Here is a 23468-nt window from a genome sequence, read left to right as displayed (position 1 = left end):
TACCGGATGGCGGCACGTTAGCGTCGCCATCCGTTATCAGGTTAACTGAACATGGCGGTGATCGACGCGCTGGCGAGCGCATGGAAATGGACGTTAAAGCCGACCATCGCGCCGCTGGCCTCTTCATCGACCTCGATACGATCCACGTCCAGCGCATGAACTGTAAAGATATAGCGGTGCGTTTCGCCTTTCGGCGGCGCGGCGCCGCCGTAGCCCGCTTTACCGAAATCGGTGCGGGTCTGCACCACGCCGTCCGGTAGCGCCACCAGACCGGAGCCGAAACCCTGGGTCAGAACGCGGGTGTCGGCGGGTAAATTCGCTACGCCCCAGTGCCACCAGCCGGAGCCGGTGGGCGCATCGGGGTCGAAACAGGTCACGACAAAACTTTTCGTTCCTGCCGGAACGTCATCCCAGGCCAGATGCGGCGAAATATTATCGCCGTCGTAACCCATGCCGTTAAAAACGTGACGCAGCGGAAGCTTATCGCCGTCGCGGAAATCGTTACTGATGAGTTTCATGCTGATTCCTCCCTTAACCAAAAAGTTTAGCCAGAAACGTTTTAGTTTACCGCCAATTAAACGCGAAAAAATGTTTCTTCGCGCACAGCTTCGTTAACCGCCTGCGTCAGACAACGCAGTTGCTCCGGCTGGATAATGTACGGTGGCATCAGGTAGATGAGTTTGCCGAACGGACGCACCCAGACGCCCCGCTGGACAAAGAATTTTTGCAGCGCCGCCATATTGACCGGATGAGTGGTTTCCACCACGCCGATCGCGCCGAGCACGCGCACGTCCGCGACCCATGGCGAATCCGCCGCCGCGGCCAGTTCGGCACGCAGTTGCGCTTCAATGGCCGCCACCTGCTGCTGCCAGTCGCCGGATGCCAGCAACGTCAGGCTGGCGTTTGCCGCCGCGCAGGCCAGCGGGTTAGCCATAAATGTCGGGCCGTGCATAAAACACCCGGCGTCGCCGTTGCTGATAGTGTCGGCGATCTGGCGGGTGGCGAGGGTGGCGGAAAGGGTCATCGTGCCGCCGGTGAGCGCTTTACCCAGACAGAGAATATCCGGCGATACCCCGGCGTGCTCGCAGGCAAACAGTTTGCCGGTGCGGCCAAAACCGGTGGCGATCTCGTCGGCGATCAGCAGAATGCCTTCGCGATCACACATCTTACGGATGCGCTGCAGCCACTGGGGATGGTACATGCGCATTCCGCCCGCGCCCTGGACGATGGGTTCGAGGATCACTGCGGCGATCTCATGCCGGTGTGCGGCCATCAGGCGGGCGAACGCCACCATATCGCGCTCATCCCATTCGCCGCCCATCCGGCTTTGCGGCGCCGGGGCAAACAGGTTTTCCGGCAGATAGCCCTTCCACAGGCTGTGCATGGAGTTGTCCGGATCGCAGACAGACATGGCGCCGAACGTGTCGCCGTGGTAGCCGTTGCGAAACGTCAGGAAACGCTGTCGCGATTCGCCTTTTGCCTGCCAGTATTGCAGCGCCATTTTCATCGCCACTTCAACGGCCACGGAACCGGAATCCGCAAGGAAAACGCACGTCAGCGGCTCGGGCGTCATCGCCACCAGTTTACGGCACAGGTCGATGGCCGGTGCATGGGTAATGCCGCCAAACATCACGTGCGACATGGCGTCAATTTGCGTTTTCATCGCCGCGTTGAGTATGGGATGGTTGTAGCCGTGGATCGCCGCCCACCACGACGACATGCCGTCAATGAGGTGTTCGCCGCTGGTGAGGATCAGTTCGCAACCTTCCGCGCGCGCGACCGGATACACCGGTAGCGGAGAGGTCATGGAGGTATAAGGGTGCCAGATATGGCGCCGATCGAAAGCGAGATCGTCCGTTGTCATAATCGACTTGTAAACCAAATTAAAAACATTTAGGTTTACGAGTCTACACGGTTCTCACAACAAAACGTAGAAAATTATGACCAAACATTCTCGCTGGACGCTGTCGCAAGTCACCGAATTATTTGAAAAACCGCTGCTGGATCTGCTCTTTGAAGCCCAGCAAATCCACCGTCAGCATTTTGATCCTCGCCAGGTGCAGGTCAGTACATTGCTGTCGATTAAAACCGGCGCCTGCCCGGAGGATTGCAAATATTGCCCGCAAAGCTCGCGCTATAAAACCGGGCTGGAAGCAGAGCGCCTGATGGAGGTCGAACAGGTGCTGGATTCGGCGCGCAAGGCGAAAAACGCCGGGTCCACCCGTTTCTGTATGGGGGCGGCGTGGAAGAACCCTCACGAGCGCGACATGCCGTATCTTGAGCAAATGGTGCAGGGGGTGAAGGCGATGGGGCTGGAGGCCTGTATGACCCTCGGCACCCTGAGCGAAGCGCAGGCGCAGCGGCTGGCGGCGGCGGGGCTGGATTACTACAACCACAACCTCGACACTTCGCCGGAGTTCTACGGCAATATCATCACCACCCGTTCTTATCAGGAGCGTCTGGATACGCTGGATAAAGTGCGCGATGCCGGGATCAAGGTCTGCTCCGGCGGGATTGTCGGGCTGGGCGAAACGGTAAACGATCGCGCCGGTTTGCTGCTGCAACTGGCGAATCTGCCGACTCCGCCGGAAAGCGTGCCGATCAACATGCTGGTGAAGGTCAAGGGGACGCCGCTGGCCGATAACGACGATGTGGACGCATTTGACTTCATCCGCACGATCGCGGTGGCGCGCATTATGATGCCCACCTCGTACGTGCGTCTCTCTGCCGGTCGCGAGCAGATGAACGAACAAACCCAGGCAATGTGCTTCATGGCGGGCGCGAACTCTATCTTTTACGGCTGCAAGCTGTTGACCACGCCGAACCCGGAAGAAGATAAAGACTTACAGCTGTTCCGTAAGCTCGGACTGAACCCGCAGCAAACCGCCGTGCTGGCAGGGGATAACGAGCAGCAGCAGCGGCTGGAGCAGGCGCTGATGACCCCGGATACCGACGCCTGGTACAACGCGGCAGCGGTATGAGCTGGCAGCAAAAAATCGACGATGCGCTAAACGCGCGTCGTTCAGCGGATGCCCTGCGTCGTCGTTACGCGGTTGAGCAGGGCGCGGGCCGCTGGCTGATGACCGGCGATCGCCGCTTTCTCAACTTTTCCAGCAACGACTATCTGGGCTTAAGCCACCATCCGCAGATTATTCACGCCTGGCAACAGGGGGCGGAACGCTTCGGCGTAGGCAGCGGCGGCTCCGGCCACGTCAGCGGTTATACCGTTGCGCATCAACACGTTGAAGAAGAGCTGGCGGACTGGTTGGGTTACCCGCGCGCGCTGCTGTTTATCTCAGGTTTTGCCGCTAATCAGGCGGTCATTGCCGCGTTGATGGCAAAGGACGATCGGATTGTCGCCGATCGCCTCAGCCATGCCTCGTTGCTGGAGGCGGCAAGCCTTAGTCCGGCGTCGCTTCGCCGTTTTACCCATAACGATACCCGGCATCTGACGCGACTGCTCGATGCCCCCTGTCCGGGGCAACAACTGGTGGTCACTGAAGGTGTATTCAGTATGGACGGCGACAGCGCGCCGCTGGCGGAGATCCAGCGTGCGGCAGCGCGGCGCAACGCCTGGCTGCTGGTGGACGATGCCCACGGCATTGGCGTCTGCGGCGAAGAAGGGCGCGGAAGCTGCTGGCGGCAGCAGGTGCGACCAGAACTGCTGGTCGTGACCTTTGGTAAAGGCTTTGGCGTCAGCGGCGCGGCGATATTGTGTTCAGCCCGCGTGGCGGATTATCTGCTGCAATTTGCCCGACACCTGATCTACAGCACCAGCATGCCGCCTGCTCAGGCGCAGGCGATCCGGGCCTCCCTTGCGGTGATCCGCAGCGAAGAAGGCGACGCGCGCCGGGCGAAACTGGCGGCGCTCATCGCACGCTTTCGTCGCGGCGTAGACCGCAGCCGTTACCGACTGGGGGAATCGCACAGCGCGATCCAGCCGCTGATCGTTGGCGATAACGCGCGGGCGCTGCATCTGGCGGAAACCCTGCGCAGCCGTGGCTGCTGGGCGACGGCAATCCGTCCGCCAACGGTGCCTGCGGGGACGGCGCGTTTGCGCCTGACCCTCACACAGGCGCACGAGCGTGAAGACATTGACCGTCTGCTGGAGGTGCTAAATGACGCAGGTGAATAAACAGGCCATCGCGGCGGCGTTTGGCCGTGCGGCGACGTGTTATGAACAACACGCCACGCTGCAACGGTTGAGCGCGGACGCGCTGCTGGCGCAGTTACCGCAGCAAAGCTATGGGCAGGTGCTGGACGCCGGCTGTGGTCCTGGCCGGTTGAGCCGTTACTGGCGTGAGCAGGGCAGCCAGGTCACCGCGCTGGATTTGTCCTCACCCATGCTTGACGAGGCGCGGCGGCGTAATACGGCGCACCACTATCTTGCCGGAGATATCGAATCGCTGCCGTTGGCGAGCGCGACGTTCGATCTCGCCTGGAGTAATCTCGCCGTTCAGTGGTGCAACGATTTACACGGCGCGCTGAGCGAACTTTACCGGGTGGTGCGTCCCGGCGGCAGAGTGGCGTTCACAACGCTGGCGAAAGGGTCGCTGCCGGAGCTGCATCAGGCATGGCGGGCAGTCGATAACCAAACCCATGCTAATCGGTTTTTACCGCAGGCGGCGCTGCGCGATGCCCTGCACGGCTGGCGTAGCGAAAGCCATCTACACACGTTGACCCTGTGGTTTGATGATGCGCTGAGCGCGATGCGTTCGCTGAAGGGGATTGGGGCCACGCATCTGCACGAAGGACGTGAACCGCGCGTGCTCACCCGTGCGCAACTGCAAAAAGTGCAGTTGGCCTGGCCTCAACAACAGGGAAAGTATCCGCTCACCTACCATCTTTTTGCAGGAGTTATTGAACGTGATTAAACGCTATTTTGTTACCGGTACTGATACCGAAGTCGGGAAAACCGTCGCCAGCAGCGCTTTGCTCCACGCGGCAGGCAAAATGGGGCTGCGCACGGCCGGGTATAAGCCGGTTGCCTCCGGCAGCGAAATGACGCCGGAAGGGTTGCGCAACAGCGATGCGCTGGCGCTCCAGCGCAGCAGCAGCCTGCCGCTGGACTACGCGGCAGTGAATCCTTATACCTTCGCCGAGCCGACCTCGCCGCACATCATCAGCGCCGGAGAGGGCAGACCGATTCAAACCGATGTGATGTCAGCCGGGCTACGGGCGCTGGAAACCCGCGCGGAGTGGGTGCTGGTGGAAGGCGCGGGCGGCTGGTTCACGCCGCTGACAGAGGACGTTACGTTTGCCGACTGGGTGCAGGCGGAACAACTGCCGGTGATTTTAGTGGTCGGCGTGAAGCTGGGATGTATTAACCATGCGATGCTCACCGCGCAGGCCATTCAGCAGGCCGGGCTGACGTTAGCCGGCTGGGTGGCGAATGACGTCCAGCCGCCGGGTAAACGCCATCGCGAGTATATGGCGACGCTGGCGCGGGTTATTCCCGCGCCTTTACTCGGGGAAATCCCCTGGCTTGGCGCTGAAGCGCAAACCGTCGCAACAGGACAATATCTGGATCTCGCGCTTTTGACCGGAGAGTAAATGGCGATTTTGCGAGCAATGTCGCCTGCGACAGGCCGTTTCGTTAGCTGATAAAAATCAAAATTTAGCGATAATTTTTTTTTATTGTCCTGAAATCCGTCAACGAGGGGAAATTGCCAGGCGGCAGACCGTGTGGGCTGGAAGCAGTTATCCACTATTCCTGTGGATAACCTTGTGTATTAGAGTTAGAAAACGCAGGGTAAGCGAGAGAATACGCGGCTTCCAGCCAAATTGATGCGAAAGACGTCTTTGTTGAATATTATTTATTTTTCAGTAAGTTATATAAAGGCAATAGCTGTCGCAGAACTGTCATTGAATGCAATAAAACTTTCATGACACGACTTGACAATGTTAACGAAGTGATTGGTTTGGGGATAACCCCGCCGGTCAGAAGATTATCTTGTCAGCGGTGAAATTCTCGCCGCTGACGCTGTGTCTTTTCGGCGCGTAACACAAATATTCTCCGTTGTTACTGTTTTTTCATCCAGTATATTTTACTGGCAAAATTATGCGCTGCGAGTAAAATTACAAGCCTGCCCGCCCATTGCTTCAGGTAGCTGCCCATGAGTAAACCGTTCAAACTGAATTCCGCATTTAAACCGTCAGGCGACCAGCCAGAGGCGATACGACGCCTCGAAGAAGGGCTGGAGGATGGCCTGGCGCATCAGACGCTGCTTGGCGTAACGGGGTCAGGGAAAACGTTCACCATCGCCAATGTCATTGCCGACCTCCAGCGTCCGACCATGGTACTCGCGCCGAACAAAACGCTGGCGGCGCAGCTGTACGGCGAAATGAAAGAATTCTTTCCGGAAAACGCGGTGGAATATTTCGTCTCTTACTATGACTACTATCAGCCTGAAGCCTATGTGCCCAGTTCCGACACCTTCATTGAGAAAGACGCGTCGGTAAACGAACACATTGAGCAGATGCGTTTGTCGGCAACCAAAGCCTTGCTCGAGCGTCGCGACGTGGTGGTGGTGGCCTCGGTGTCGGCGATCTACGGTCTGGGCGACCCGGATCTGTACCTGAAAATGATGCTGCACCTGACGGTGGGGATGCTGATCGACCAGCGCGCGATCCTGCGTCGTCTGGCCGAGCTACAGTACACCCGTAACGATCAGGCGTTCCAGCGCGGCACCTTCCGCGTACGCGGCGAGGTGATCGATATCTTCCCGGCTGAATCCGACGACATCGCGCTACGTGTGGAGCTGTTTGACGAAGAGGTGGAGCGGCTGTCGCTGTTTGATCCGGTCACCGGACAGGTGGAATCGACTATTCCCCGCTACACCATCTACCCGAAAACCCACTATGTCACGCCGCGCGAGCGTATTTTGCAGGCGATGGAAGAGATCAAAGACGAACTGGTCGATCGCCGCAAGATCCTGCTGGCGAACAACAAGCTGCTGGAAGAGCAGCGTCTCAGCCAGCGCACCCAGTTCGATCTTGAGATGATGAACGAGCTTGGCTACTGTTCGGGGATCGAAAACTATTCACGCTATCTTTCTGGACGCGGACCGGGCGAGCCGCCGCCGACGCTGTTCGATTATCTGCCCGCAGACGGCCTGCTGGTGGTGGATGAATCCCACGTCACCATTCCGCAGATTGGCGGCATGTACCGCGGCGACAGAGCGCGTAAAGAGACGCTGGTGGAGTATGGGTTCCGCTTGCCATCCGCGCTGGATAACCGTCCGCTGAAGTTCGAAGAGTTTGAAGCGCTGGCCCCGCAGACTATCTATGTTTCCGCGACGCCGGGCAACTATGAGCTGGAGAAATCGGGCGGCGACGTGGTGGATCAGGTGGTTCGTCCGACCGGCCTGCTGGATCCGGTCATTGAGGTGCGTCCGGTGGCGACGCAGGTGGACGACCTGCTTTCAGAGATCCGCGCGCGGGCGTCTATCAATGAGCGCGTGCTGGTGACAACCTTAACCAAACGGATGGCGGAAGATCTCACCGAATACCTGGAGGAACACGGTGAACGGGTGCGCTATCTGCACTCGGACATCGATACCGTCGAGCGTATGGAGATCATTCGCGACCTGCGCCTCGGCGAGTTTGACGTGCTGGTAGGCATCAACCTGTTGCGAGAGGGGCTCGACATGCCGGAAGTGTCGCTGGTGGCGATCCTTGACGCGGACAAAGAAGGGTTCCTGCGCTCTGAACGTTCGCTGATTCAGACCATTGGCCGCGCGGCGCGTAACGTTAACGGTAAAGCGATCCTGTACGGCGATAAGATCACCCCGTCGATGGCGAAGGCCATTAGCGAAACCGAGCGCCGCCGTGAGAAACAGCAGCAGTACAACGAACAGCACGGCATTACCCCGCAGGGGCTGAACAAAAAAGTGGTCGATATTCTGGCGCTGGGTCAGAACATCGCGAAGACCAAAGCGAAGGGCAGGGGCAAGTCACGCTCCACGGCGAAGGCGGATATCGTCGGGATGGATATGTCGCCGAAGGCGCTGCAGCAGAAGATCCACGAGCTGGAGGGGCAGATGATGCAGCACGCGCAGAATCTGGAGTTCGAGGAAGCCGCGCAGATCCGCGACCAGCTCCATCAACTGCGTGAGCTGTTTATCGCCGCGTCATAATCCGGTATTCAGGCAAAGCGTCGCAGACCGGAAAAGCGAAGCGCTACGCCGGTCGCGATCGAGACATGCCAGATTTATCCCAGCGCCTGCACCGCTTTTTCCAGCGCGCAGTGCAGTAGCTGGCGGTCATGGCGATAGGGGATATCGCTGGCTTCCAGCTCCTCCTGAATCACTACTCTGTCGTTGATGGCGCTGACGTCAACGTTAGGACCGACGACCACGGCGTCAATCACTTGTTTACCGACATACTGCTCCATAATCGCCAGTTTATCGACCAGGGTCAGGCTGGCTGCCGGCAGACTCAGCTCACGCCCCAGATTGCCGATATAGACCATCGGCGCCTGGGTGCGGCGCAGCGCCTGCGCCAGGTCATCCAGCAGCAGGATCGGCATCAGGCTGGTGTAAAAACTGCCAGGGCCAATCAGGATCAAATCCGCTTCGTTAATTGCCTGCACCGCTTCACGCGTGGTGGGCACGTTGGGTGACAGCATCAGGTCCTGCGGCGGGGTGAGCAACTGGTCAATATTCACTTCGCCATACACCTCATGCCCCTGATCGTCGATCGCCATCAGATCGACCGGCAGTTCCGACATCGGGATTAAATGCGCGTCGACTTTAAGCAGGTTACGAATTAAATTGATCGCCTCCAGAGGCCGCACGCTCAGGTGATCGAGCGCCTTTAACATCAAATTTCCCAGGTTATGACCCGAAAGTTCGCCATTACCGCCAAAACGATACTCAAACATAGCCGACGCGACGCTGGGTTCGGTTATCAACTGGTTAAGGCAGTTGCGCATATCCCCCCAGGCGATACCGCCTTCCGAGCGGCGAATACGTCCGGTCGAGCCGCCGTTATCGGTGGTGGTGACAATGCCGGTGAGGCGTGAGCCCAGTGATGAAAGTGATGAGAGAACGCGTCCTAATCCATGCCCTCCGCCGAGAGCGACGACACGATCCAGGTCAGCCAGCGTACGATTGCGCATAAAATATCCTGAAGTCAGATTTACCTCGCTACAGTAGCGCACATCGCGGGTTTTCAGCAATTCACTCCCCACTGGAGAGAGAAATAAATTCTGCGCAGCTACCCCTTTAGTACGAGATGTCGGTTACTGCCTAATGATGTATATCAATGCAAAAAGCCCATTTTCGCTTATTCTGTAGCGAAATAGCACGATCATGACGCTATATATAAGTTTATATAACGTTAGGCGTAAATGGCAAAATGGTCGTTTACGCGCTAGTATCGGCTAATCATTAAAAAACACTCTAGCCTCTGCGCCTGGGTCAATGAAGACATTGATATGGCGCTTTGGCCGTGACAGCGTTAACGCGTTGCCACCAGGGTGCAGGAAGAAATGACTGCGCCTCCCGTACTGGAAAGGTGTCTATGGCCTCACAACTGACCGATGCTTTCGCGCGCACGTTTTATTACCTGCGTTTGTCGATTACCGATGTGTGTAACTTTCGTTGCACCTACTGTCTGCCGGATGGCTACAAGCCCGGCGGCGTCACCAATAACGGTTTTCTTTCTGTCGATGAAATTCGTCGGGTTACCCGCGCGTTTGCCAGTCTTGGCACCGAAAAAGTGCGCCTGACCGGCGGTGAACCTTCCCTGCGCCGCGATTTTACTGACATCATCGCTGCCGTGCGGGAGAACGACGCCATTCGCCAGATAGCCGTCACTACTAACGGCTATCGCCTGGCGCGTGATGCCGCAGCCTGGCGCGAGGCCGGGTTGACGGGCATCAATGTCAGCGTCGACAGCCTGGACGCCCGGCAGTTTCACGCCATTACCGGACAGGACAAATTCCGGCAGGTGATGGCGGGCATTGACGCCGCCTTTGAGGCGGGCTTTACAAAGGTCAAAGTCAATACCGTGCTGATGCGTGACGTGAATCATCATCAGCTCGATACCTTCCTGAACTGGATCCAGACGCGTCCTATCCAGCTACGCTTCATCGAACTGATGGAAACGGGCGAGGGCAGCGCGCTTTTCCGCAAACACCATATTTCCGGCCAGGTGCTGCGCGATGAACTGCTGCGTCGTGGTTGGATCCATCAGCTGCGCCAGCGCAGCGACGGCCCGGCGCAGGTTTTCTGCCACCCCGACTATGCGGGCGAAATCGGCCTTATCATGCCGTACGAGAAAGATTTCTGCGCCACCTGTAACCGACTGCGCGTCTCTTCGGTGGGTAAACTGCATCTCTGTTTGTTTGGCGACGGCGGCGTCAGCCTGCGCGATCTGCTGGTCGAAGACTCGCAGCAGCATGCGCTGGAAGAACGTATTTCTCTCGCGCTGCGTGAGAAAAAGCAGACCCATTTCCTGCATCAGAACAACACCGGTATTACGCAAAACTTATCGTACATTGGCGGTTGATCGCTAAAAGGAGTTTTCCATGAGTCAGGTAAGCGCTGAATTTATCCCGACCCGTATCGCTATTCTTACGGTGTCGAATCGTCGTGGTGAGGAGGAAGATACCTCCGGTCATTTTCTGCGTGACGCGGCACAGGAAGCGGGACATCAGGTGGTGGATAAAGCCATCGTCAAAGAGAACCGCTACGCCATCCGCGCCCAGGTGTCGGCGTGGATCGCCAGCGAAAACGTTCAGGTAGTGCTGATCACCGGCGGGACAGGGCTTACCGAAGGCGATCAGGCGCCGGAAGCGCTGCTGCCGTTGTTTGACCGCGAAGTTGAAGGCTTTGGCGAACTCTTCCGAATGCTGTCGTTTGAAGAGATTGGCACCGCGACGCTGCAGTCGCGCGCGGTGGCAGGTATGGCCAACCATACGCTGATTTTCGCCATGCCGGGTTCAACGAAAGCCTGCCGTACCGCCTGGGATAATATCATTGCTCCGCAGCTTGATGCGCGCACCCGTCCGTGTAACTTCCACCCTCATCTGAAGAAATAAGTATGTCGCAACTGACCCATATTAACGCCGCTGGCGAAGCGCACATGGTCGACGTTTCCGCTAAAGCGGAAACCGTTCGCGAAGCGCGCGCCGAAGCCTTTGTCACCATGCGCAGTGAAACACTGGCGATGATTATTGACGGCAGCCACCATAAGGGCGATGTCTTCGCCACCGCGCGCATCGCGGGCATCCAGGCGGCAAAACGCACCTGGGAGCTGATCCCGCTGTGCCATCCGTTGCTGTTGAGCAAAGTTGAAGTGCAACTGCTGGCTGAACCGGAGCACAACCGCGTGCGCATTGAGTCACTGTGCCGTCTGACCGGCAAAACCGGCGTTGAGATGGAGGCGTTAACCGCCGCGTCGGTTGCGGCGCTGACCATCTACGATATGTGTAAAGCGGTGCAGAAAGATATGGTGATTGGTCCGGTGCGACTGCTGGCGAAAAGTGGCGGCAAATCGGGTGATTTTAAGGCGGATTCTCATGATTAAGGTTCTCTTCTTCGCCCAGGTTCGCGAACTGGTCGGCACCGATGCGCTGAACGTGGCGGCTGATTTTCCCACCGTTGAGGCGCTGCGCCAGCATCTGGCGACAAACAGCGACCGCTGGGCGCTGGCCCTGGAAGACGGCAAACTGCTGGCGGCAGTCAACCAGACGCTGGTCAGCTTTGATCATCCGTTAAGCGCGGGTGACGAGGTGGCGTTTTTCCCGCCGGTAACGGGAGGCTGAGATGGCGGAAACGAAAATCGTGGTCGATCCGGCGCCGTTTCGTGTCGGCGACGAATACCCGTGGCTGGCGGAACGTGACGAAGACGGCGCGGTTGTGACCTTCACCGGCAAAGTCCGCAATCACAACCTCGGCGACAGCGTGAAGGCGCTGACGCTGGAGCACTATCCCGGCATGACCGAAAAAGCGCTGGGCGAGATTGTGGCAGAGGCGCGCGCGCGCTGGCCGTTGGGGCGCGTCACCGTGATCCATCGCATCGGCGAACTGTGGCCGGGCGATGAGATCGTGTTTGTCGGCGTCACCAGCGCGCATCGCAGTAGCGCCTTTGAGGCGGGCGAATTTATTATGGACTACCTGAAAACCCGCGCGCCATTCTGGAAACGTGAAGCGACGCCGGAGGGCGAGCGCTGGGTGGAAGCCCGCGACAGCGACCAGCAGGCGGCAAAGCGCTGGTAGCAGAATGTGATACGCTTATACAGGTGTCACTTTTTTAACAGGAGATTTTCATGGACAGATTTCCACGATCCGATTCAATCGTGCAGGCGCGTTCCGGTCTGCAAACGTATATGGCGCAAGTGTACGGCTGGATGACCGTCGGACTGCTGCTGACCGCGTTTATTGCGTGGTATGCGGCGAATACCCCTGCGGTCATGATGTTCGTCTTTTCCAGCAAAATCACCTTTTTTGGCCTGATTATCGCTCAATTAGCGCTGGTTATTGCGCTTTCGGCGATGGTGCATAAGCTCAGCGCGGGCATGGCGACCACGCTGTTTATGCTCTATTCGGCGCTCACCGGGTTGACGCTGTCGAGCATTTTTATCGTCTATACCTATTCGTCCATCGCCAGCACCTTTGTGGTGACCGGCGGGATGTTCGGTGTGATGAGCCTGTGGGGTTACACCACCAAACGAGACCTGAGCGGCTGGGGCAATATGCTGTTTATGGCGCTGATAGGCATTATCCTGGCGTCGCTGGTGAACTTCTGGCTGAAGAGCGAAGCGCTGATGTGGGCAGTGACCTATATTGGTGTGGTGGTGTTTGTCGGCCTGACCGCCTATGACACCCAGAAGCTGAAAAATATTGGCGAGCAGATTGATGTGCGCGACAGTTCAAACCTGCGCAAGTACTCGATTCTCGGGGCGCTGACGCTGTATCTGGACTTTATCAACCTGTTCCTGATGTTGTTACGTATCTTCGGCAACCGCCGGTAATCTCACCGAACCTGATGGCGGTTCCGCCATCAGGTTCGGCACGTCAGAAGACTACTTCGCCATCGCCTTTTCGTTTTTCGCCCGCAGCTTTTTCGCCCGGCTTTCCAGCACCAGATAACAAATCAATGCCAGCAGCAGCGGTATGAAATAATACAGTACGCGGTAAGCGAGCAGGGCGGCGATGATCGTCCCTTGCGAAGTATGCTCACCGGCGAGTAGCGCAATGAACACCGCTTCCAGCACGCCGATCCCCGCAGGAATATGGACTATCACCCCGGCGATACTGCTCACCAACAGCACGCCCAGCACAAAGAAGTAGTTCACATCCTTGCCCATCAGCAGCCAGATAATCAGTCCCATCACCATCCAGTTGGCGCTCGAAATGGCCATTTGCACCAGCGCAAATTTCCACGACGGCAGCACCAGTTTTTGCCCTTTGATGGTGACATGACGGCGCTTAGCAAAGGCGCAGAACCACATATACACGGCGATGACAAGCAGTAGCGCCACGCCGAGAATGCGCAGCGTGCCTTCGTCGATATACCAATGGGCGGGCAACTGCACCACGCCGAAGGTAAAGATAATGCCGCCCAGCAGAATGTAGCCAAGCCAGTTGGTGGTAATACTCAATGAGAAAATGCGGGTGATGGTGCTGCCTGGCAGACCGAGGCGCGAATAGAGTCGATAGCGCATCCCGATGCCGCCGACCCAGGTGCTTAGCGTCAGGTTAAAGGCGTAGCAGATAAACGACACCAGCATGACCTGGCGCTTCGCCAGCTTATGCCCGCAGTAAGCGCGCCCTAACAGATCGTAGCAGCCGTACAATAAATAGCTGACGATCACCAGCCCGACAGCGCTGAGCAGCGCCACGCGGTTGTAGTCGCGGATAACCGTCCAGACATCCTCCCAGTTGACCTTTTTGGCATAGATGACCAGCAGGACAATTACTGCAATAAAAAACAGCCAGGTAAGGATCTTTTTCGCCAGCCGCCAGCGCGGATGAGATTTCGCCATTAGGGTTTCGCTCCTGTATCTTGTGCTTCAACGCGATCCTGCGTCTCCATCTCGGGCTGGGCTGGCGGTTCAACCTGCGCCAGATGTGGAGTATGCGCAGGCAGCCAGCCCACCAGCGCCGGGAAATGACGTAAAAAGTGGAACGCCAGCACGCTCTTGGTCAGGTTCCACCAGGTGCGTTTGGGCACCATCGACTCATCCACCTGTTTACAGTCTTTCTCGATGATCGCATTAAGGTTATCGCGCAGAGTCTGGTTAAACTGACGGTCGTGTATGATCAGGTTCGCTTCCAGATTCAGCGACAGGCTGAGCGGATCGAGATTACTGGAGCCGACCGTCGCCCAATGGTCGTCCATTAACGCCACCTTGCCATGCAGCGGTTTGCGGCGGTATTCGTACACCTGAACGCCGCCCTTTACCAGATAGTTGTAAAGCAGGCGCGCGCCGACTTTCACAATCGGCATATCCGGTTCGCCCTGTACGATGAGCTTCACGCGTACGCCGCGACGCGCCGCATTGCGCATCGCATGGAGCAGCCGATACCCGGGGAAGAAATAGGCATTGGCGATAATCACCTCCCGCCGCGCCTGGGTCAGCATTTTCAGGTAGTGGCGTTCGATGTCATCGCGATGTTCTTCGTTATCGCGCCAGACAAACAGCGCTTGCGCCTCGCCGGGCTGGTGGTTCTCTACCGCCTGGTGATGACGCTTCCACCAGCGGCGTACCGCGCTCTGCCCCGGAAGATTTTCCACCTCGAACTGTAAAATATCGGCCACAATCGGACCTTCGACGCGTACCGCGTAATCCTGCTTGGCCTCGGGACCATAGTCGGACATATGCTCATCGGAATAGTTAATGCCGCCGACAAATGCCACCTTGGCGTCGATCACCACAATTTTGCGGTGCATGCGGCGAAAGACGTTGGTGCGCATCCCAAAGACCCGCGGGCGGGGATCGTAGTAGCGGAACACCACGCCTGCGGCGGTCAGTTCACCCACAAATTCATCGCTGAGATCCGGCGAGCCGTAGCCGTCGAGCAGCACTTCCGCCTTCACGCCACGTTTGGCCGCTTTGAGCAGCGCCGCATGCAGCTGTTTCCCAACGTTGTCCTCAAACCAGATGAAGGATTCCAGAATGATCCTTTGCTCTGCTTCGGCAATGGCTTTATACACGGCGGGGTAAAACTGATCGCCGTTTTCCAGCAACTGAATCTGGTTACCTTCACGCCAGCCACACTTCATAAATGGACCTCCGCGCTCAGGGGAGCATGATCGGAAAGATGACGCCAGTTGCGCAGCGGCAACGCCGTTGGCGCACTGGCATTGGCATTTTTAACGTAAATACGATCGAGTCGTAGCAGCGGCAGACTGACCGGAAAGGTGCGCGCTGGACGACCGTTGGCGCGGGTGAAGATCTCCTCCAGCCCGGCCGCTTTTTTCAGCGGATGGTTGGCTTTTTGCCGCCAGTCGTTGAAATCGCCAGCCACCACCACGGGTTCGCCGTCGGGCAGGGCGTTGACCCAGTCGGCCAGCATTTTGAGTTGCGCCTGACGATGCGCTTCCCGTAAGCCCAGATGGACGCACATCACGTGGATTGGATGGTTAAGCTGCGGCGGCACTATGCGGCAGTACAGCACGCCGCGCTTTTCGCTGCCCGCGACCGACACATCGCGGTTTTCATAGTGTTCAATCGGATAGCGCGACAGCACCGCGTTGCCATGATGACCTTCCGGGTATACCGCGTTGCGTCCATAGGCGTAGTCGCTCCACATGGTATCGGCGAGAAATTCGTAATGGGTAGTGTCCGGCCAGTTCTCAACGTGCAGCGGATGCACTTCATGGGCGCCCAGCACTTCCTGCAGGCACACAATGTCGGCGCCGACTGTGCGCACAGCGTCGCGCAGCTCCGGCAAAATAAAGCGCTTGTTAAAGGCGGTGAACCCTTTGTGCGTATTAATGGTGAGCACTTTGAATGAAAAATTACCGGTGTGTTGAGTCATGATTCTCCTGTCAACGTCACTATCCCGAGTAAATAGTGTAGTCGTCGTCACAAAAAGGTGCGTTGTTACGGAATTTTCCGTAAAGTTCGGTACTCTGAATCATTAGACGGAAATCCTTCAGGAGAAAAGCCATGAAGTGGCAACAACGTGTTCGTGTCGCAACGGGGTTAAGTTGCTGGCAGATAATGTTGCATTTACTGGTAGTGGCGATGCTGGTAATGGGCTGGATGAGCGGCACGCTGGTTCGCGTCGGCCTTGGATTATGTGTCGTGTACGGCATCACCGTACTGCTGATGCTGGCACTGCAACGCCATCATGAACAGCGTTGGCGGGAAGTGGCCGATGTGCTGGAAGAACTCACCACCACCTGGTATTTCGGCGCGGCGCTGATTGTGCTGTGGCTGTTGTCCCGTGTGCTGCAAAATAATGTCCTGCTGGCGTTAGCGGGCGTCGCTATCCTTGCCGGGCCCGCCGTGGTATCGCTGCTGGCGAAAGACAAAAAGCTACATGACCTTGCGTCTAAACATCGCATACGCCGCTGATCCCGTCGTGGCCGCGATCACCAGTAGCGGCCACAAACTCCCCCAGACAATCGATAAACTCGCGTCCTTCAGATAGATCTGCTTGGTGATATCGGTAAAGTGACGAATCGGGTTAATCCACGTCAGGTTCTGCAACCATACCGGCATATTTTCGACCGGCGAGACGTAACCCGACAGCAAAATCGCAGGCATCATAAAGACAAACACGCCGATAAACGCCTGCTGCTGCGTTGAGCAGAGCGAGGAGATCAGCAGCCCAAACCCGACCAGTGACAGTCCGTAAATCACCATCGTGAAGTAAAACAGCGCCAGCGATCCGGCAAAGGGGATTTGGTACGCCCAGATCCCGATGGCCAGCACGATAGTCGCCTGGAACGTGGCGACTATCAGCGCAGGCACCGCTTTACCGATAAAGATTTGCCAGGTGGTGAGCGGCGAGACCAGCAACTGGTCGAGCGTGCCCTGTTCGCGCTCGCGCGCCACCGAGAGCGAGGTCACGATCATGACGCCGATCGTCGTGATCATGGCAATCAGCGACGGCACCACAAACCATTTGTAGTCGAGGTTCGGGTTATACCAGTTGCGGACTACCAGCTCGCTGTTGTTCGGCTTCGGTTTGCCTTCCATCAGTTCCTGCTGGTAAACCTTTACGATTTGCTGGAGATAATTGGCGGCGATCTGCGCGCTGTTGGAGTTACGCCCATCAAGAATCAACTGCATCGGCGCGGGCTGGAAGGTGTCCAGATTGCGGGAAAAATCCGCCGGAAAGCGGACCAGCAGCAGCGCTTTCTGCGTGTCGATGGTGGGCTGAATCTCCTGCGGGCTGTTCAGCAACAGCACGTGAGTGAAGGCTTTGGCGCGGGCGAAACGCTGGGTCAACTCCACGGCGTGTTTACCGTTATCCTCGTTATACACGGCAATGGTGGCGTTCGTGACCTCCAGCGTCGCGGCAAAAGGAAACAGGATCACCTGTATCAGCACCGGCAGAATTAAAATCGCGCGGGTCTGCGGTTCGCGCAGTAAAGACTGCAACTCTTTGCGGATCAGCGTCCATAAGCGATGAAACATCTCATTTTCCTCGCGCCGGAGGCGGCGTAAATGCCGGTTCCGGCCTGTATGCCCGTAGGTCTGATAAGCACAGCGCCATCAGGCGAACAATCAATCCAGCCGACGTTTGGTTTTCATCCACGTCAGGCCAATGAACATCACCGCCGAAGCGATCAAAAACAGCACGTTTACCACCAGTACCACCGGGATATTTCCCGCCAGAAACAGGCTTTGCAGGGTACTGACGAAATAACGCGCCGGAATGATATACGTCACTGCGCGGATCACCGCCGGCATGCTGTCGATCTGGAAAATAAACCCGGACAGCATAATCGACGGCAAGAATGCGGCATTCAGCGCCACCTGGGCGGCGTTAAACTGGTTACGGGTGATGGTGGAAATGAGCAGTCCCATCCCCAGCGTGCTCAGTAAAAACAGACTGGTGATGAAGAACAGCAGCAGCAACGAGCCGCGGTAGGGTACGCCGAGAATAAACACCGACACCAGCATACAAAGCAGCATGGCCAGCATACCGAGAAAGTAGTAAGGGATGAGTTTGCACAGCAACAGCTCAACGCGCGTGACTTCCGTCGAGAGGAGCGCCTCCATGGTGCCACGCTCCCATTCACGCGCCACAACCAGTGAGGTGAGGATCGCGCCAATCACCGTCATGATAATGGTCACCGCGCCGGGAATGATAAAGTGTTGGCTGATGGCCGCCGGGTTAAACCAGTAGCGCGTCTGTACGTCAATTAATGGTTCAAATTCTTCCCCCCGGTCTTCGGCGCGCTGCATTTGCCAGATCTGCCAGATCCCTTCCACGTAGCCCTGCACAAAGTTGGCGGTGTTGGGTTCGCTGCCGTCGGTGATCACCTGAATGGGCGCGGTATCGTCGGCGCGCGCCATCTTTTCGGCGAAATCCACCGGAATAACCACCAGACCGCGGATCCGCCCGGCCTGCATTTTTTCGATCAGCGCCTGACGGTTATCGCTGATGGTGGCGTCAATGTACGGCGAGCCGGTCATCGCGTGGGTAAAGTCCAGCGCCTCTTCACTCTGCTGTTCCAGCAAAATGCCAACGCGCAGCTTGCTGGAATCGAGGTTAATTCCGTAGCCGAAAATGAACAGCAGCAGCAGGGGGATCACCACCGCAATCAGCCAACTGCTGGGATCGCGGACGATCTGCCGCGTCTCTTTCACACACAGAGCGCGAACGCGGCGCCAGGAGAGAAGCGGATTACGCATGTCCGTGCTCCTTATCCCATTCGTTGATCAGGGTGATGAAGGCCTGCTCCATGGTCGGGTCCGCCGTGTCGTCATCGGCGGCCTGCGCTTTCAGGTCATCCGGCGTACCGCTGGCGATCAGCTTGCCCCGATACACCAGTCCGATACGGTCGCAGTATTCCGCCTCGTCCATAAAGTGAGTGGTAACCATCACCGTCACCCCTTTTTCCACCATGCTGTTGATGTGCAACCAGAACTCGCGGCGGGTGATCGGGTCGACGCCGGAGGTCGGCTCGTCAAGAAAGAGGATGTCCGGCTCATGCATCAGCGAACAAGCCAGCGCCAGTCGCTGTTTGAAGCCCAGCGGCAGCGCGTCGGTTGCCTGGGCGGCAATGCTTTTCAGGCCAAACGCTTCGCTCATGCGGGCGATTTTTTCGTTCTGCGCTCGTCCGCGCAGGCCATACACGCCGGAGAAGAAGCGCAGATTTTGTTCGACCGTCAGGTTGCCGTAGAGCGAAAATTTTTGCGCCATATAGCCGAGATGCTGGCGCGCCTTGCCGGAGCTGACCTTCAGGTCCATATCCAGTACCAGCGCTTTACCCGAGGTCGGCACCAGCAGGCCGCACATCATTTTAAAGGTGGTGGACTTACCTGCGCCGTTTGGCCCCAGCAGGCCGAAGATCTCTCCACGCTGTACGGCGAAGTTAACGTGGTCGGTGGCGGCGAAATCGCCAAATTTTTTCGTCAACGCTTTTGCTTCAATCACGGTTTCGCCGGGCGTGCCTTCCACGGTGTGCAGAATCGCGCCCAGCGGCGACTCTGACGTGGCGGCGCCGCCCAGCAGATCGATAAACGCATCTTCAAAGCGCGGCGCGGTTTCGTTGATCGCAATGTCCGGCATGCCTTCGGCACGACGAATGTCTTCTGCCGACGTCTCTTTTTTGACGATCAGACGCACCGACTTGCCCTGGATCATGCCGTCGCTCACCTGCGGCAGCTTTAACGCCCGCTGAAGCAGTTTGCGGTTGTTCTCCTGCGGGCTATGCATCAGGAAACTGCGCCCGGCCATGGTTTTGGTCAGCTGCGTCGGATCGCCCTGGTACAGCAGCTCGCCTTCGTTCATCAGCAGTACGTCGCGGCATTGCTCGGCTTCGTCGAGATAGGAGGTGCTCCAGAGGATCAGCATCCCGTCACCCGCCAGCTCGTGCACCATTTGCCACAGCTCGCGGCGGGAAATGGGATCCACACCGACGCCGGGTTCGTCCAGCAACAGCACTTTCGGTTCGCCCACCAACGTACAGGCCAGCCCCAGTTTCTGCTTCATACCACCAGAGAGTTTTCCGGCCAGGCGTCCGGTAAACGGACCGAGAGAGGTGAATTCCAGCAGACGGGCAAAGGTTTTTTCCCGCACCTCACCGGTGACGCTACGCAGGTCGGCGTACAGATTCAGGTTCTCCATGACGGTGAGATCCTCATACAGCCCGAATTTTTGCGGCATATAGCCGAGCACCGCGTGCAGCGCGCTGTCGTTTTTGATCGGATCAAAGCCGATCACCGTCGCCGCGCCGTCATCGGGCTTCAACAGGCCCGCCAGCATACGCATCAGGGTCGTTTTACCCGCGCCGTCTGGCCCCACCAGTCCGGTGACGTAACCGGCGTGAATGGTGCAGTCGAGCGGTGCGACCGCGGGCTTATCCATGCCCGCGAAACGCTTTGTCAGTCCCGTGAGCGTAATGACGGCGTCATTCATGTCCTGCCTCATCGCTGAACCGCAACGTGACCGGCATCCCCTGACGCAGCGCGTCGTCGGCATCGGTCACGACAATGCGCAGACGATACACCAGGTCGGTACGCAGATCCGGCGTTTCAACGGTCTTTGGCGTAAACTCTGCGGTCGGGGAGACAAAGCCGATTTTGCCGTGATACGGCTTATCCGGACGGCCATCGGTATACAGCAGGATGTCGCGTCCCGGCTGCGCCTGGCTTAGGTTTCGCTCATCGACATAGGCGCGAACCCACACCGGGCGGGTGAGCGACAGGGTCAAGACCGTGCTGCCTGCGTTGAGCATGCTGCCGGGCTCTACCGCGCGGGTCAGCAGCGTACCGTTCGACGGCGCCAGCAGAGTGGTGTCCTGAAGATCGAGCTCCGCCTGCGCCAGCTGGGCCTGGGCCTGTTCAAGACTGGCCTTCGCCTGGGCGATATCCTGCTCGCGGTTACCGGAGCGGTACTGGCTCAGCTTATCCTGTGCGGATTTCAGCGTCGCCAGCGCCTGATCGCGGGACGAACGGGCATTTTCAAGGTCGTTGGCGGAGATGGTGCGACTTTTCCAGAGTCCCTGCTGACGGTTATAGAAGTTTTGCGCATAGTCATACGCCGCCTGCGCCTGCCTTACCGAGGCGGCGGCCTGGGCGATCTCTTCGTCGCGATAGCCTGCCAGCATCAGGTCATACTGGGCCTGGGCGACGGACACACCGGCTTTCGCCTGCATTAGCGCGTTTTCATACGGCGCGTGATCCAGTTCGCCCAGCACCTGTCCGGCTTTAATCGTGTCGCCTTCGTCCACGGTCAGCGAGGCAAGCCGACCGCCGACGCGAAAGCTCATATTCACAGTGCGGATATCGACGTTGCCGTAGAGCGTCAGACCGTTATCCTGCCGACTCTGATACCACCAGGTGCCGCCCGCCAATACGGCGACCAGCACCGCGATAGCCAGCCCGATAACAACAGGTTTTTTCATCAGTCCAGACTCCTTTGCGATAGACCTTGCAGAATGAGATCGATATGACAGGTCACCGTCTGCTCGATCAGCGCCGTTTTTTCATCATCAAATTGTGACCAGCCGGCGCGTAACAGAATGGTTTCTTTGCCAAGGCGGAACGCCAGCACTTCGCCCAGCAGAGCATGGGTGTGCAAAATGGTGCGCGTGTCGTGGGCATCGCAGCCGGTGTAGGCGGCAATAAGACGCGTCAGATGGCTGTGCAGCGGGTCGATTACCTGCTTGTGGACCAGTTGATAGGCCGCCGTAGGGGAAAGCTGCTCGCGCGAGATAAACTTGCTCAGATTCACGGTGTCTTCCTGGGTCAGCAGCATAATCATGTTCTTACAGGCGCGAAGGATCAGTTCGCGCATCGCCGCGCGGTCCGGCTCCGGCTGGCTAAACAGTTGCTCCGCCTCTTCGGCGTGTGGGCGAAACTGTTCTCCAATGAAGTCGGCAATCCACTGGGCGCAGGCGAGGTATAAATCCTCTTTCGAACCAAAGTAGTAGGGGATAGCGGCAATGTTCTGTCCGGCCAGGGCGGCTATGTCGCGAGTCGTGGCATGCAGGCCATACTCGCCGAACTGCGCCAGCGCGGCGGCGATCAGTTGGCTTTTCGCCTGTTCGCCTTTGCTTGTCATCGTGGGGGTAGTCATCGCGCGACCTGATTCTTAATCAATCGATTGATTAAAAATAGTCTGCTGTTTGCATTCTGTCCAGTCCGCGCTTAAATCTGGAACCCGGCGGCGTTGAGTTCCTCGGATATCCAGGCGATAAACGCTTTTACTTTTGCTTTTTGTTCGCTGGTATGCGGCATAACCAGATGATGGGCATTCACCGACATGCTGACATCCTCTGCGAATACCGGCTGCAAATGCTGTTTACGCAGGCTTTCTCCCGCCAGCAGGTTACTTTCAAGGATAACACCCAATCCCATTCTTGCCGCTTCGATGCTCATATAGGAGCGGTCAAAGTTGAAAATAAAATTTTTGTTGAAGCCGCGCACTTTGTGCCAGGAGAACCAGTTGTTCCAGTTAATCAGGGTGCTGTCGGAATGGATGAGATCGCACGACAGCAGATCTTCAGGGGAGTTCACCGGGTGATGTTCCAGCCAGGTCTGTGAGGAGTAGGGCAACACGCTTTCATTACGGATGGTTTTCACCACCAGTGTCGGCCACTGTGAAAGGCCGTGACGAATATCGATGTCAATATTGTCGCGAGAAAACTGAATGCTTTCATAGGAGCAGGTCAGGCTGATTTTCAGTTCGGGCCACGCCTGGCGAAAGCGATCCAGCCTGGGCATCAGCCAGAGTAAGCCAAAGCTGGGGGCCGAATGAATGCGCAAATAGTCCTGATGGATGTCATGAATCACCTGGTTAGTCGCCTGGCCAATAATATTTAAGGCGCCGGAGACCTCTTTGAGGTAGCGCTCGCCGATGGTGGTCAGTTTTACGCCTTTACTGCTGCGGGAAAATAATTTTTTACCTAAATAATTTTCCAGGCTCGCAATCTGATGGCTCACGGCAGAAGCCGTAATGTTAAGGTTTTCAGCGGCAATATTCAGACTGCCAGTATCGGCGACTTCGATAAAAGCCTGAATGTTACGCAAAGATGGAACCGGCAGCATTTTATTGGGGACGGGGGAGCTCATAATTCTATTCCCGATGAAAGCAATGAGAAGAAACAGATAAACAGTTGGCGTGCAATTAGGCAAATATTCAGCATGATTTTTCTTCGTTATCAGGGTGTTAAGGTGATGAATTGTGAGGTCGATCGCATTTTATGATTTGGAAAATTGGCTTTCCAGGAACGCTTTAATTTGAATGCAGTCACGAATCAAATTTTTCTCAACCTCAATTGAGGTTATCTAAATGCCGATTTTTGATCACGTTGTTATATTGCCC

The 23468-nt window shown here is 57.3% G+C and carries 24 protein-coding genes and 1 riboswitch; of the genes, 12 read left to right on the top strand and 12 right to left on the bottom strand.

From position 1 onward, the window contains the following. Window positions 1-41: 41 nt before the first annotated feature. Both APU02_RS09570 and bioA read right to left on the bottom strand, forming a co-directional pair. The gene (locus APU02_RS09570; protein ID WP_060569929.1) at window positions 42-518 is read right to left on the bottom strand and encodes a kinase inhibitor; all 477 of its coding nucleotides are present in this window, start codon (window positions 516-518) and stop codon (window positions 42-44) included. A 56-nt stretch (window positions 519-574) separates the two neighbouring features. Continuing rightward, window positions 575-1864: an adenosylmethionine--8-amino-7-oxononanoate transaminase gene (gene bioA / locus APU02_RS09565; protein WP_060569928.1), complete on the bottom strand. Its 1290-nt coding sequence runs from the start codon at window positions 1862-1864 to the stop codon at window positions 575-577. A 76-nt stretch (window positions 1865-1940) separates the two neighbouring features. Between bioA and bioB the strand changes: the two genes are divergently transcribed. The 5 genes from bioB (at window position 1941) to uvrB (ending at window position 8138) form a co-directional block, all read left to right on the top strand. Beyond that, window positions 1941-2981 carry a biotin synthase BioB gene (gene bioB / locus APU02_RS09560; RefSeq protein ID WP_042285153.1) on the top strand — a complete coding sequence of 347 codons (1041 nt, stop codon included), beginning with the start codon at window positions 1941-1943 and terminating at the stop codon, window positions 2979-2981. Further along, window positions 2978-4135 (top strand): 8-amino-7-oxononanoate synthase, encoded by a 1158-nt coding sequence (bioF, locus tag APU02_RS09555; protein ID WP_060569927.1) that lies wholly within the window; start codon window positions 2978-2980, stop codon window positions 4133-4135. Before bioB ends, bioF begins: the two co-directional genes overlap by 4 nt. After that, window positions 4119-4874, top strand: coding sequence for a malonyl-ACP O-methyltransferase BioC (gene bioC / locus APU02_RS09550; RefSeq protein ID WP_060569926.1), 756 nt, complete (start codon window positions 4119-4121; stop codon window positions 4872-4874). The genes bioF and bioC overlap by 17 nt, the downstream gene beginning before the upstream one ends. Then, window positions 4867-5553, top strand: coding sequence for a dethiobiotin synthase (bioD, locus tag APU02_RS09545; protein WP_060569925.1), 687 nt, complete (start codon window positions 4867-4869; stop codon window positions 5551-5553). Before bioC ends, bioD begins: the two co-directional genes overlap by 8 nt. A gap of 563 nt (window positions 5554-6116) precedes the next feature. Next, window positions 6117-8138: an excinuclease ABC subunit UvrB gene (gene uvrB / locus APU02_RS09540; RefSeq protein WP_060569924.1), complete on the top strand. Its 2022-nt coding sequence runs from the start codon at window positions 6117-6119 to the stop codon at window positions 8136-8138. Window positions 8139-8212: 74 nt separating this feature from the next. Here uvrB and yvcK read toward each other — a convergent pair whose 3' ends face one another. Further along, on the bottom strand, window positions 8213-9121 hold the full coding sequence (yvcK, locus tag APU02_RS09535; protein ID WP_060569923.1) for a uridine diphosphate-N-acetylglucosamine-binding protein YvcK: 909 nt from the start codon (window positions 9119-9121) through the stop codon (window positions 8213-8215). Between the two features lie 267 nt (window positions 9122-9388). Beyond that, a riboswitch (molybdenum cofactor riboswitch) is annotated at window positions 9389-9538 on the top strand. On the opposite strand from yvcK, the gene moaA reads away from it, so the two are divergent. The 6 genes from moaA to APU02_RS09505 all read left to right on the top strand — a co-directional run bounded on the left by moaA (window position 9526) and on the right by APU02_RS09505 (window position 12982). Further along, on the top strand, window positions 9526-10515 hold the full coding sequence (gene moaA, locus APU02_RS09530; protein WP_042285138.1) for a GTP 3',8-cyclase MoaA: 990 nt from the start codon (window positions 9526-9528) through the stop codon (window positions 10513-10515). (Overlaps the previous riboswitch by 13 nt.) A 19-nt stretch (window positions 10516-10534) precedes the next feature. Further along, window positions 10535-11047, top strand: a complete 513-nt coding sequence (gene moaB, locus APU02_RS09525; protein ID WP_042285136.1) for a molybdenum cofactor biosynthesis protein B — start codon at window positions 10535-10537, stop codon at window positions 11045-11047. Window positions 11048-11049: 2 nt separating this feature from the next. Then, complete coding sequence (gene moaC / locus APU02_RS09520; protein ID WP_042285132.1) at window positions 11050-11535, top strand: cyclic pyranopterin monophosphate synthase MoaC; 486 nt, start codon at window positions 11050-11052, stop codon at window positions 11533-11535. Then, complete coding sequence (gene moaD / locus APU02_RS09515; RefSeq protein ID WP_042285128.1) at window positions 11528-11773, top strand: molybdopterin synthase sulfur carrier subunit; 246 nt, start codon at window positions 11528-11530, stop codon at window positions 11771-11773. Before moaC ends, moaD begins: the two co-directional genes overlap by 8 nt. A gap of 1 nt (window position 11774) precedes the next feature. Then, a complete protein-coding gene (moaE, locus tag APU02_RS09510) occupies window positions 11775-12227 on the top strand; it encodes a molybdopterin synthase catalytic subunit MoaE (RefSeq protein ID WP_060569922.1) in 453 nt (150 codons plus the stop codon). 50 nt (window positions 12228-12277) lie between these two features. Next, window positions 12278-12982: a Bax inhibitor-1/YccA family protein gene (locus APU02_RS09505; RefSeq protein ID WP_042285122.1), complete on the top strand. Its 705-nt coding sequence runs from the start codon at window positions 12278-12280 to the stop codon at window positions 12980-12982. A 51-nt stretch (window positions 12983-13033) separates the two neighbouring features. Here the strand turns inward: APU02_RS09505 and APU02_RS09500 are convergent, their stop codons facing one another. The 3 genes from APU02_RS09500 to APU02_RS09490 are packed head-to-tail and all read right to left on the bottom strand — an operon-like array spanning window position 13034 to window position 15995. Further along, complete coding sequence (locus APU02_RS09500) at window positions 13034-13996, bottom strand: YbhN family protein (protein WP_060569921.1); 963 nt, start codon at window positions 13994-13996, stop codon at window positions 13034-13036. After that, window positions 13996-15237 (bottom strand): cardiolipin synthase ClsB, encoded by a 1242-nt coding sequence (gene clsB, locus APU02_RS09495; RefSeq protein ID WP_060569920.1) that lies wholly within the window; start codon window positions 15235-15237, stop codon window positions 13996-13998. Before clsB ends, APU02_RS09500 begins: the two co-directional genes overlap by 1 nt. Beyond that, window positions 15234-15995: an endonuclease/exonuclease/phosphatase family protein gene (locus APU02_RS09490; RefSeq protein ID WP_060569919.1), complete on the bottom strand. Its 762-nt coding sequence runs from the start codon at window positions 15993-15995 to the stop codon at window positions 15234-15236. Before APU02_RS09490 ends, clsB begins: the two co-directional genes overlap by 4 nt. 131 nt (window positions 15996-16126) lie before the next feature. Between APU02_RS09490 and APU02_RS09485 the strand changes: the two genes are divergently transcribed. Continuing rightward, window positions 16127-16537, top strand: a complete 411-nt coding sequence (locus APU02_RS09485; RefSeq protein WP_042285112.1) for a YbhQ family protein — start codon at window positions 16127-16129, stop codon at window positions 16535-16537. Here the strand turns inward: APU02_RS09485 and APU02_RS09480 are convergent. From APU02_RS09480 to APU02_RS09455, 6 genes are all read right to left on the bottom strand, one after another. Continuing rightward, a complete protein-coding gene (locus APU02_RS09480; protein WP_042285108.1) occupies window positions 16499-17605 on the bottom strand; it encodes an ABC transporter permease in 1107 nt (368 codons plus the stop codon). The two genes, APU02_RS09485 and APU02_RS09480, sit on opposite strands and share 39 nt — an antisense overlap. 90 nt (window positions 17606-17695) lie before the next feature. Continuing rightward, window positions 17696-18829: an ABC transporter permease gene (locus tag APU02_RS09475; RefSeq protein ID WP_042285106.1), complete on the bottom strand. Its 1134-nt coding sequence runs from the start codon at window positions 18827-18829 to the stop codon at window positions 17696-17698. Next, window positions 18822-20558, bottom strand: coding sequence for an ATP-binding cassette domain-containing protein (locus tag APU02_RS09470; RefSeq protein ID WP_042285102.1), 1737 nt, complete (start codon window positions 20556-20558; stop codon window positions 18822-18824). Before APU02_RS09470 ends, APU02_RS09475 begins: the two co-directional genes overlap by 8 nt. Continuing rightward, window positions 20551-21546 (bottom strand): secretion protein HlyD, encoded by a 996-nt coding sequence (gene hlyD / locus APU02_RS09465; RefSeq protein ID WP_060569918.1) that lies wholly within the window; start codon window positions 21544-21546, stop codon window positions 20551-20553. The genes APU02_RS09470 and hlyD overlap by 8 nt, the downstream gene beginning before the upstream one ends. Then, window positions 21546-22220 (bottom strand): transcriptional regulator CecR, encoded by a 675-nt coding sequence (cecR, locus tag APU02_RS09460; protein ID WP_060569917.1) that lies wholly within the window; start codon window positions 22218-22220, stop codon window positions 21546-21548. The genes hlyD and cecR overlap by 1 nt, the downstream gene beginning before the upstream one ends. 71 nt (window positions 22221-22291) lie before the next feature. After that, window positions 22292-23215: a LysR substrate-binding domain-containing protein gene (locus APU02_RS09455; RefSeq protein WP_060569916.1), complete on the bottom strand. Its 924-nt coding sequence runs from the start codon at window positions 23213-23215 to the stop codon at window positions 22292-22294. Window positions 23216-23468 lie beyond the last annotated feature (253 nt).

The organism is Citrobacter sp. 50677481 (assembly GCF_001463265.1).
GTDB lineage: Bacteria > Pseudomonadota > Gammaproteobacteria > Enterobacterales > Enterobacteriaceae > Citrobacter_A > Citrobacter_A sedlakii.
Note: the sequence above shows the minus strand (reverse complement) of the source record. Positions and strands in the feature narration are given on the sequence as shown.

Bases quoted from the DNA above. Each gene is read 5' to 3' on its own strand.
- APU02_RS09570 (WP_060569929.1), bottom strand. From the start codon at position 518: ATGAAACTCATCAGTAACGATTTCCGCGACGGCGATAAGCTTCCGCTG.
- bioA (WP_060569928.1), bottom strand. From the start codon at position 1,864: ATGACAACGGACGATCTCGCTTTCGATCGGCGCCATATCTGGCACCCT.
- bioB (WP_042285153.1), top strand. From the start codon at position 1,941: ATGACCAAACATTCTCGCTGGACGCTGTCGCAAGTCACCGAATTATTT.
- bioF (WP_060569927.1), top strand. From the start codon at position 2,978: ATGAGCTGGCAGCAAAAAATCGACGATGCGCTAAACGCGCGTCGTTCA.
- bioC (WP_060569926.1), top strand. From the start codon at position 4,119: ATGACGCAGGTGAATAAACAGGCCATCGCGGCGGCGTTTGGCCGTGCG.
- uvrB (WP_060569924.1), top strand. From the start codon at position 6,117: ATGAGTAAACCGTTCAAACTGAATTCCGCATTTAAACCGTCAGGCGAC.
- yvcK (WP_060569923.1), bottom strand. From the start codon at position 9,121: ATGCGCAATCGTACGCTGGCTGACCTGGATCGTGTCGTCGCTCTCGGC.
- moaA (WP_042285138.1), top strand. From the start codon at position 9,526: ATGGCCTCACAACTGACCGATGCTTTCGCGCGCACGTTTTATTACCTG.
- moaB (WP_042285136.1), top strand. From the start codon at position 10,535: ATGAGTCAGGTAAGCGCTGAATTTATCCCGACCCGTATCGCTATTCTT.
- moaC (WP_042285132.1), top strand. From the start codon at position 11,050: ATGTCGCAACTGACCCATATTAACGCCGCTGGCGAAGCGCACATGGTC.
- moaD (WP_042285128.1), top strand. From the start codon at position 11,528: ATGATTAAGGTTCTCTTCTTCGCCCAGGTTCGCGAACTGGTCGGCACC.
- moaE (WP_060569922.1), top strand. From the start codon at position 11,775: ATGGCGGAAACGAAAATCGTGGTCGATCCGGCGCCGTTTCGTGTCGGC.
- APU02_RS09505 (WP_042285122.1), top strand. From the start codon at position 12,278: ATGGACAGATTTCCACGATCCGATTCAATCGTGCAGGCGCGTTCCGGT.
- APU02_RS09500 (WP_060569921.1), bottom strand. From the start codon at position 13,996: ATGGCGAAATCTCATCCGCGCTGGCGGCTGGCGAAAAAGATCCTTACC.
- clsB (WP_060569920.1), bottom strand. From the start codon at position 15,237: ATGAAGTGTGGCTGGCGTGAAGGTAACCAGATTCAGTTGCTGGAAAAC.
- APU02_RS09490 (WP_060569919.1), bottom strand. From the start codon at position 15,995: ATGACTCAACACACCGGTAATTTTTCATTCAAAGTGCTCACCATTAAT.
- APU02_RS09485 (WP_042285112.1), top strand. From the start codon at position 16,127: ATGAAGTGGCAACAACGTGTTCGTGTCGCAACGGGGTTAAGTTGCTGG.
- APU02_RS09480 (WP_042285108.1), bottom strand. From the start codon at position 17,605: ATGTTTCATCGCTTATGGACGCTGATCCGCAAAGAGTTGCAGTCTTTA.
- APU02_RS09475 (WP_042285106.1), bottom strand. From the start codon at position 18,829: ATGCGTAATCCGCTTCTCTCCTGGCGCCGCGTTCGCGCTCTGTGTGTG.
- APU02_RS09470 (WP_042285102.1), bottom strand. From the start codon at position 20,558: ATGAATGACGCCGTCATTACGCTCACGGGACTGACAAAGCGTTTCGCG.
- hlyD (WP_060569918.1), bottom strand. From the start codon at position 21,546: ATGAAAAAACCTGTTGTTATCGGGCTGGCTATCGCGGTGCTGGTCGCC.
- cecR (WP_060569917.1), bottom strand. From the start codon at position 22,220: ATGACTACCCCCACGATGACAAGCAAAGGCGAACAGGCGAAAAGCCAA.
- APU02_RS09455 (WP_060569916.1), bottom strand. From the start codon at position 23,215: ATGAGCTCCCCCGTCCCCAATAAAATGCTGCCGGTTCCATCTTTGCGT.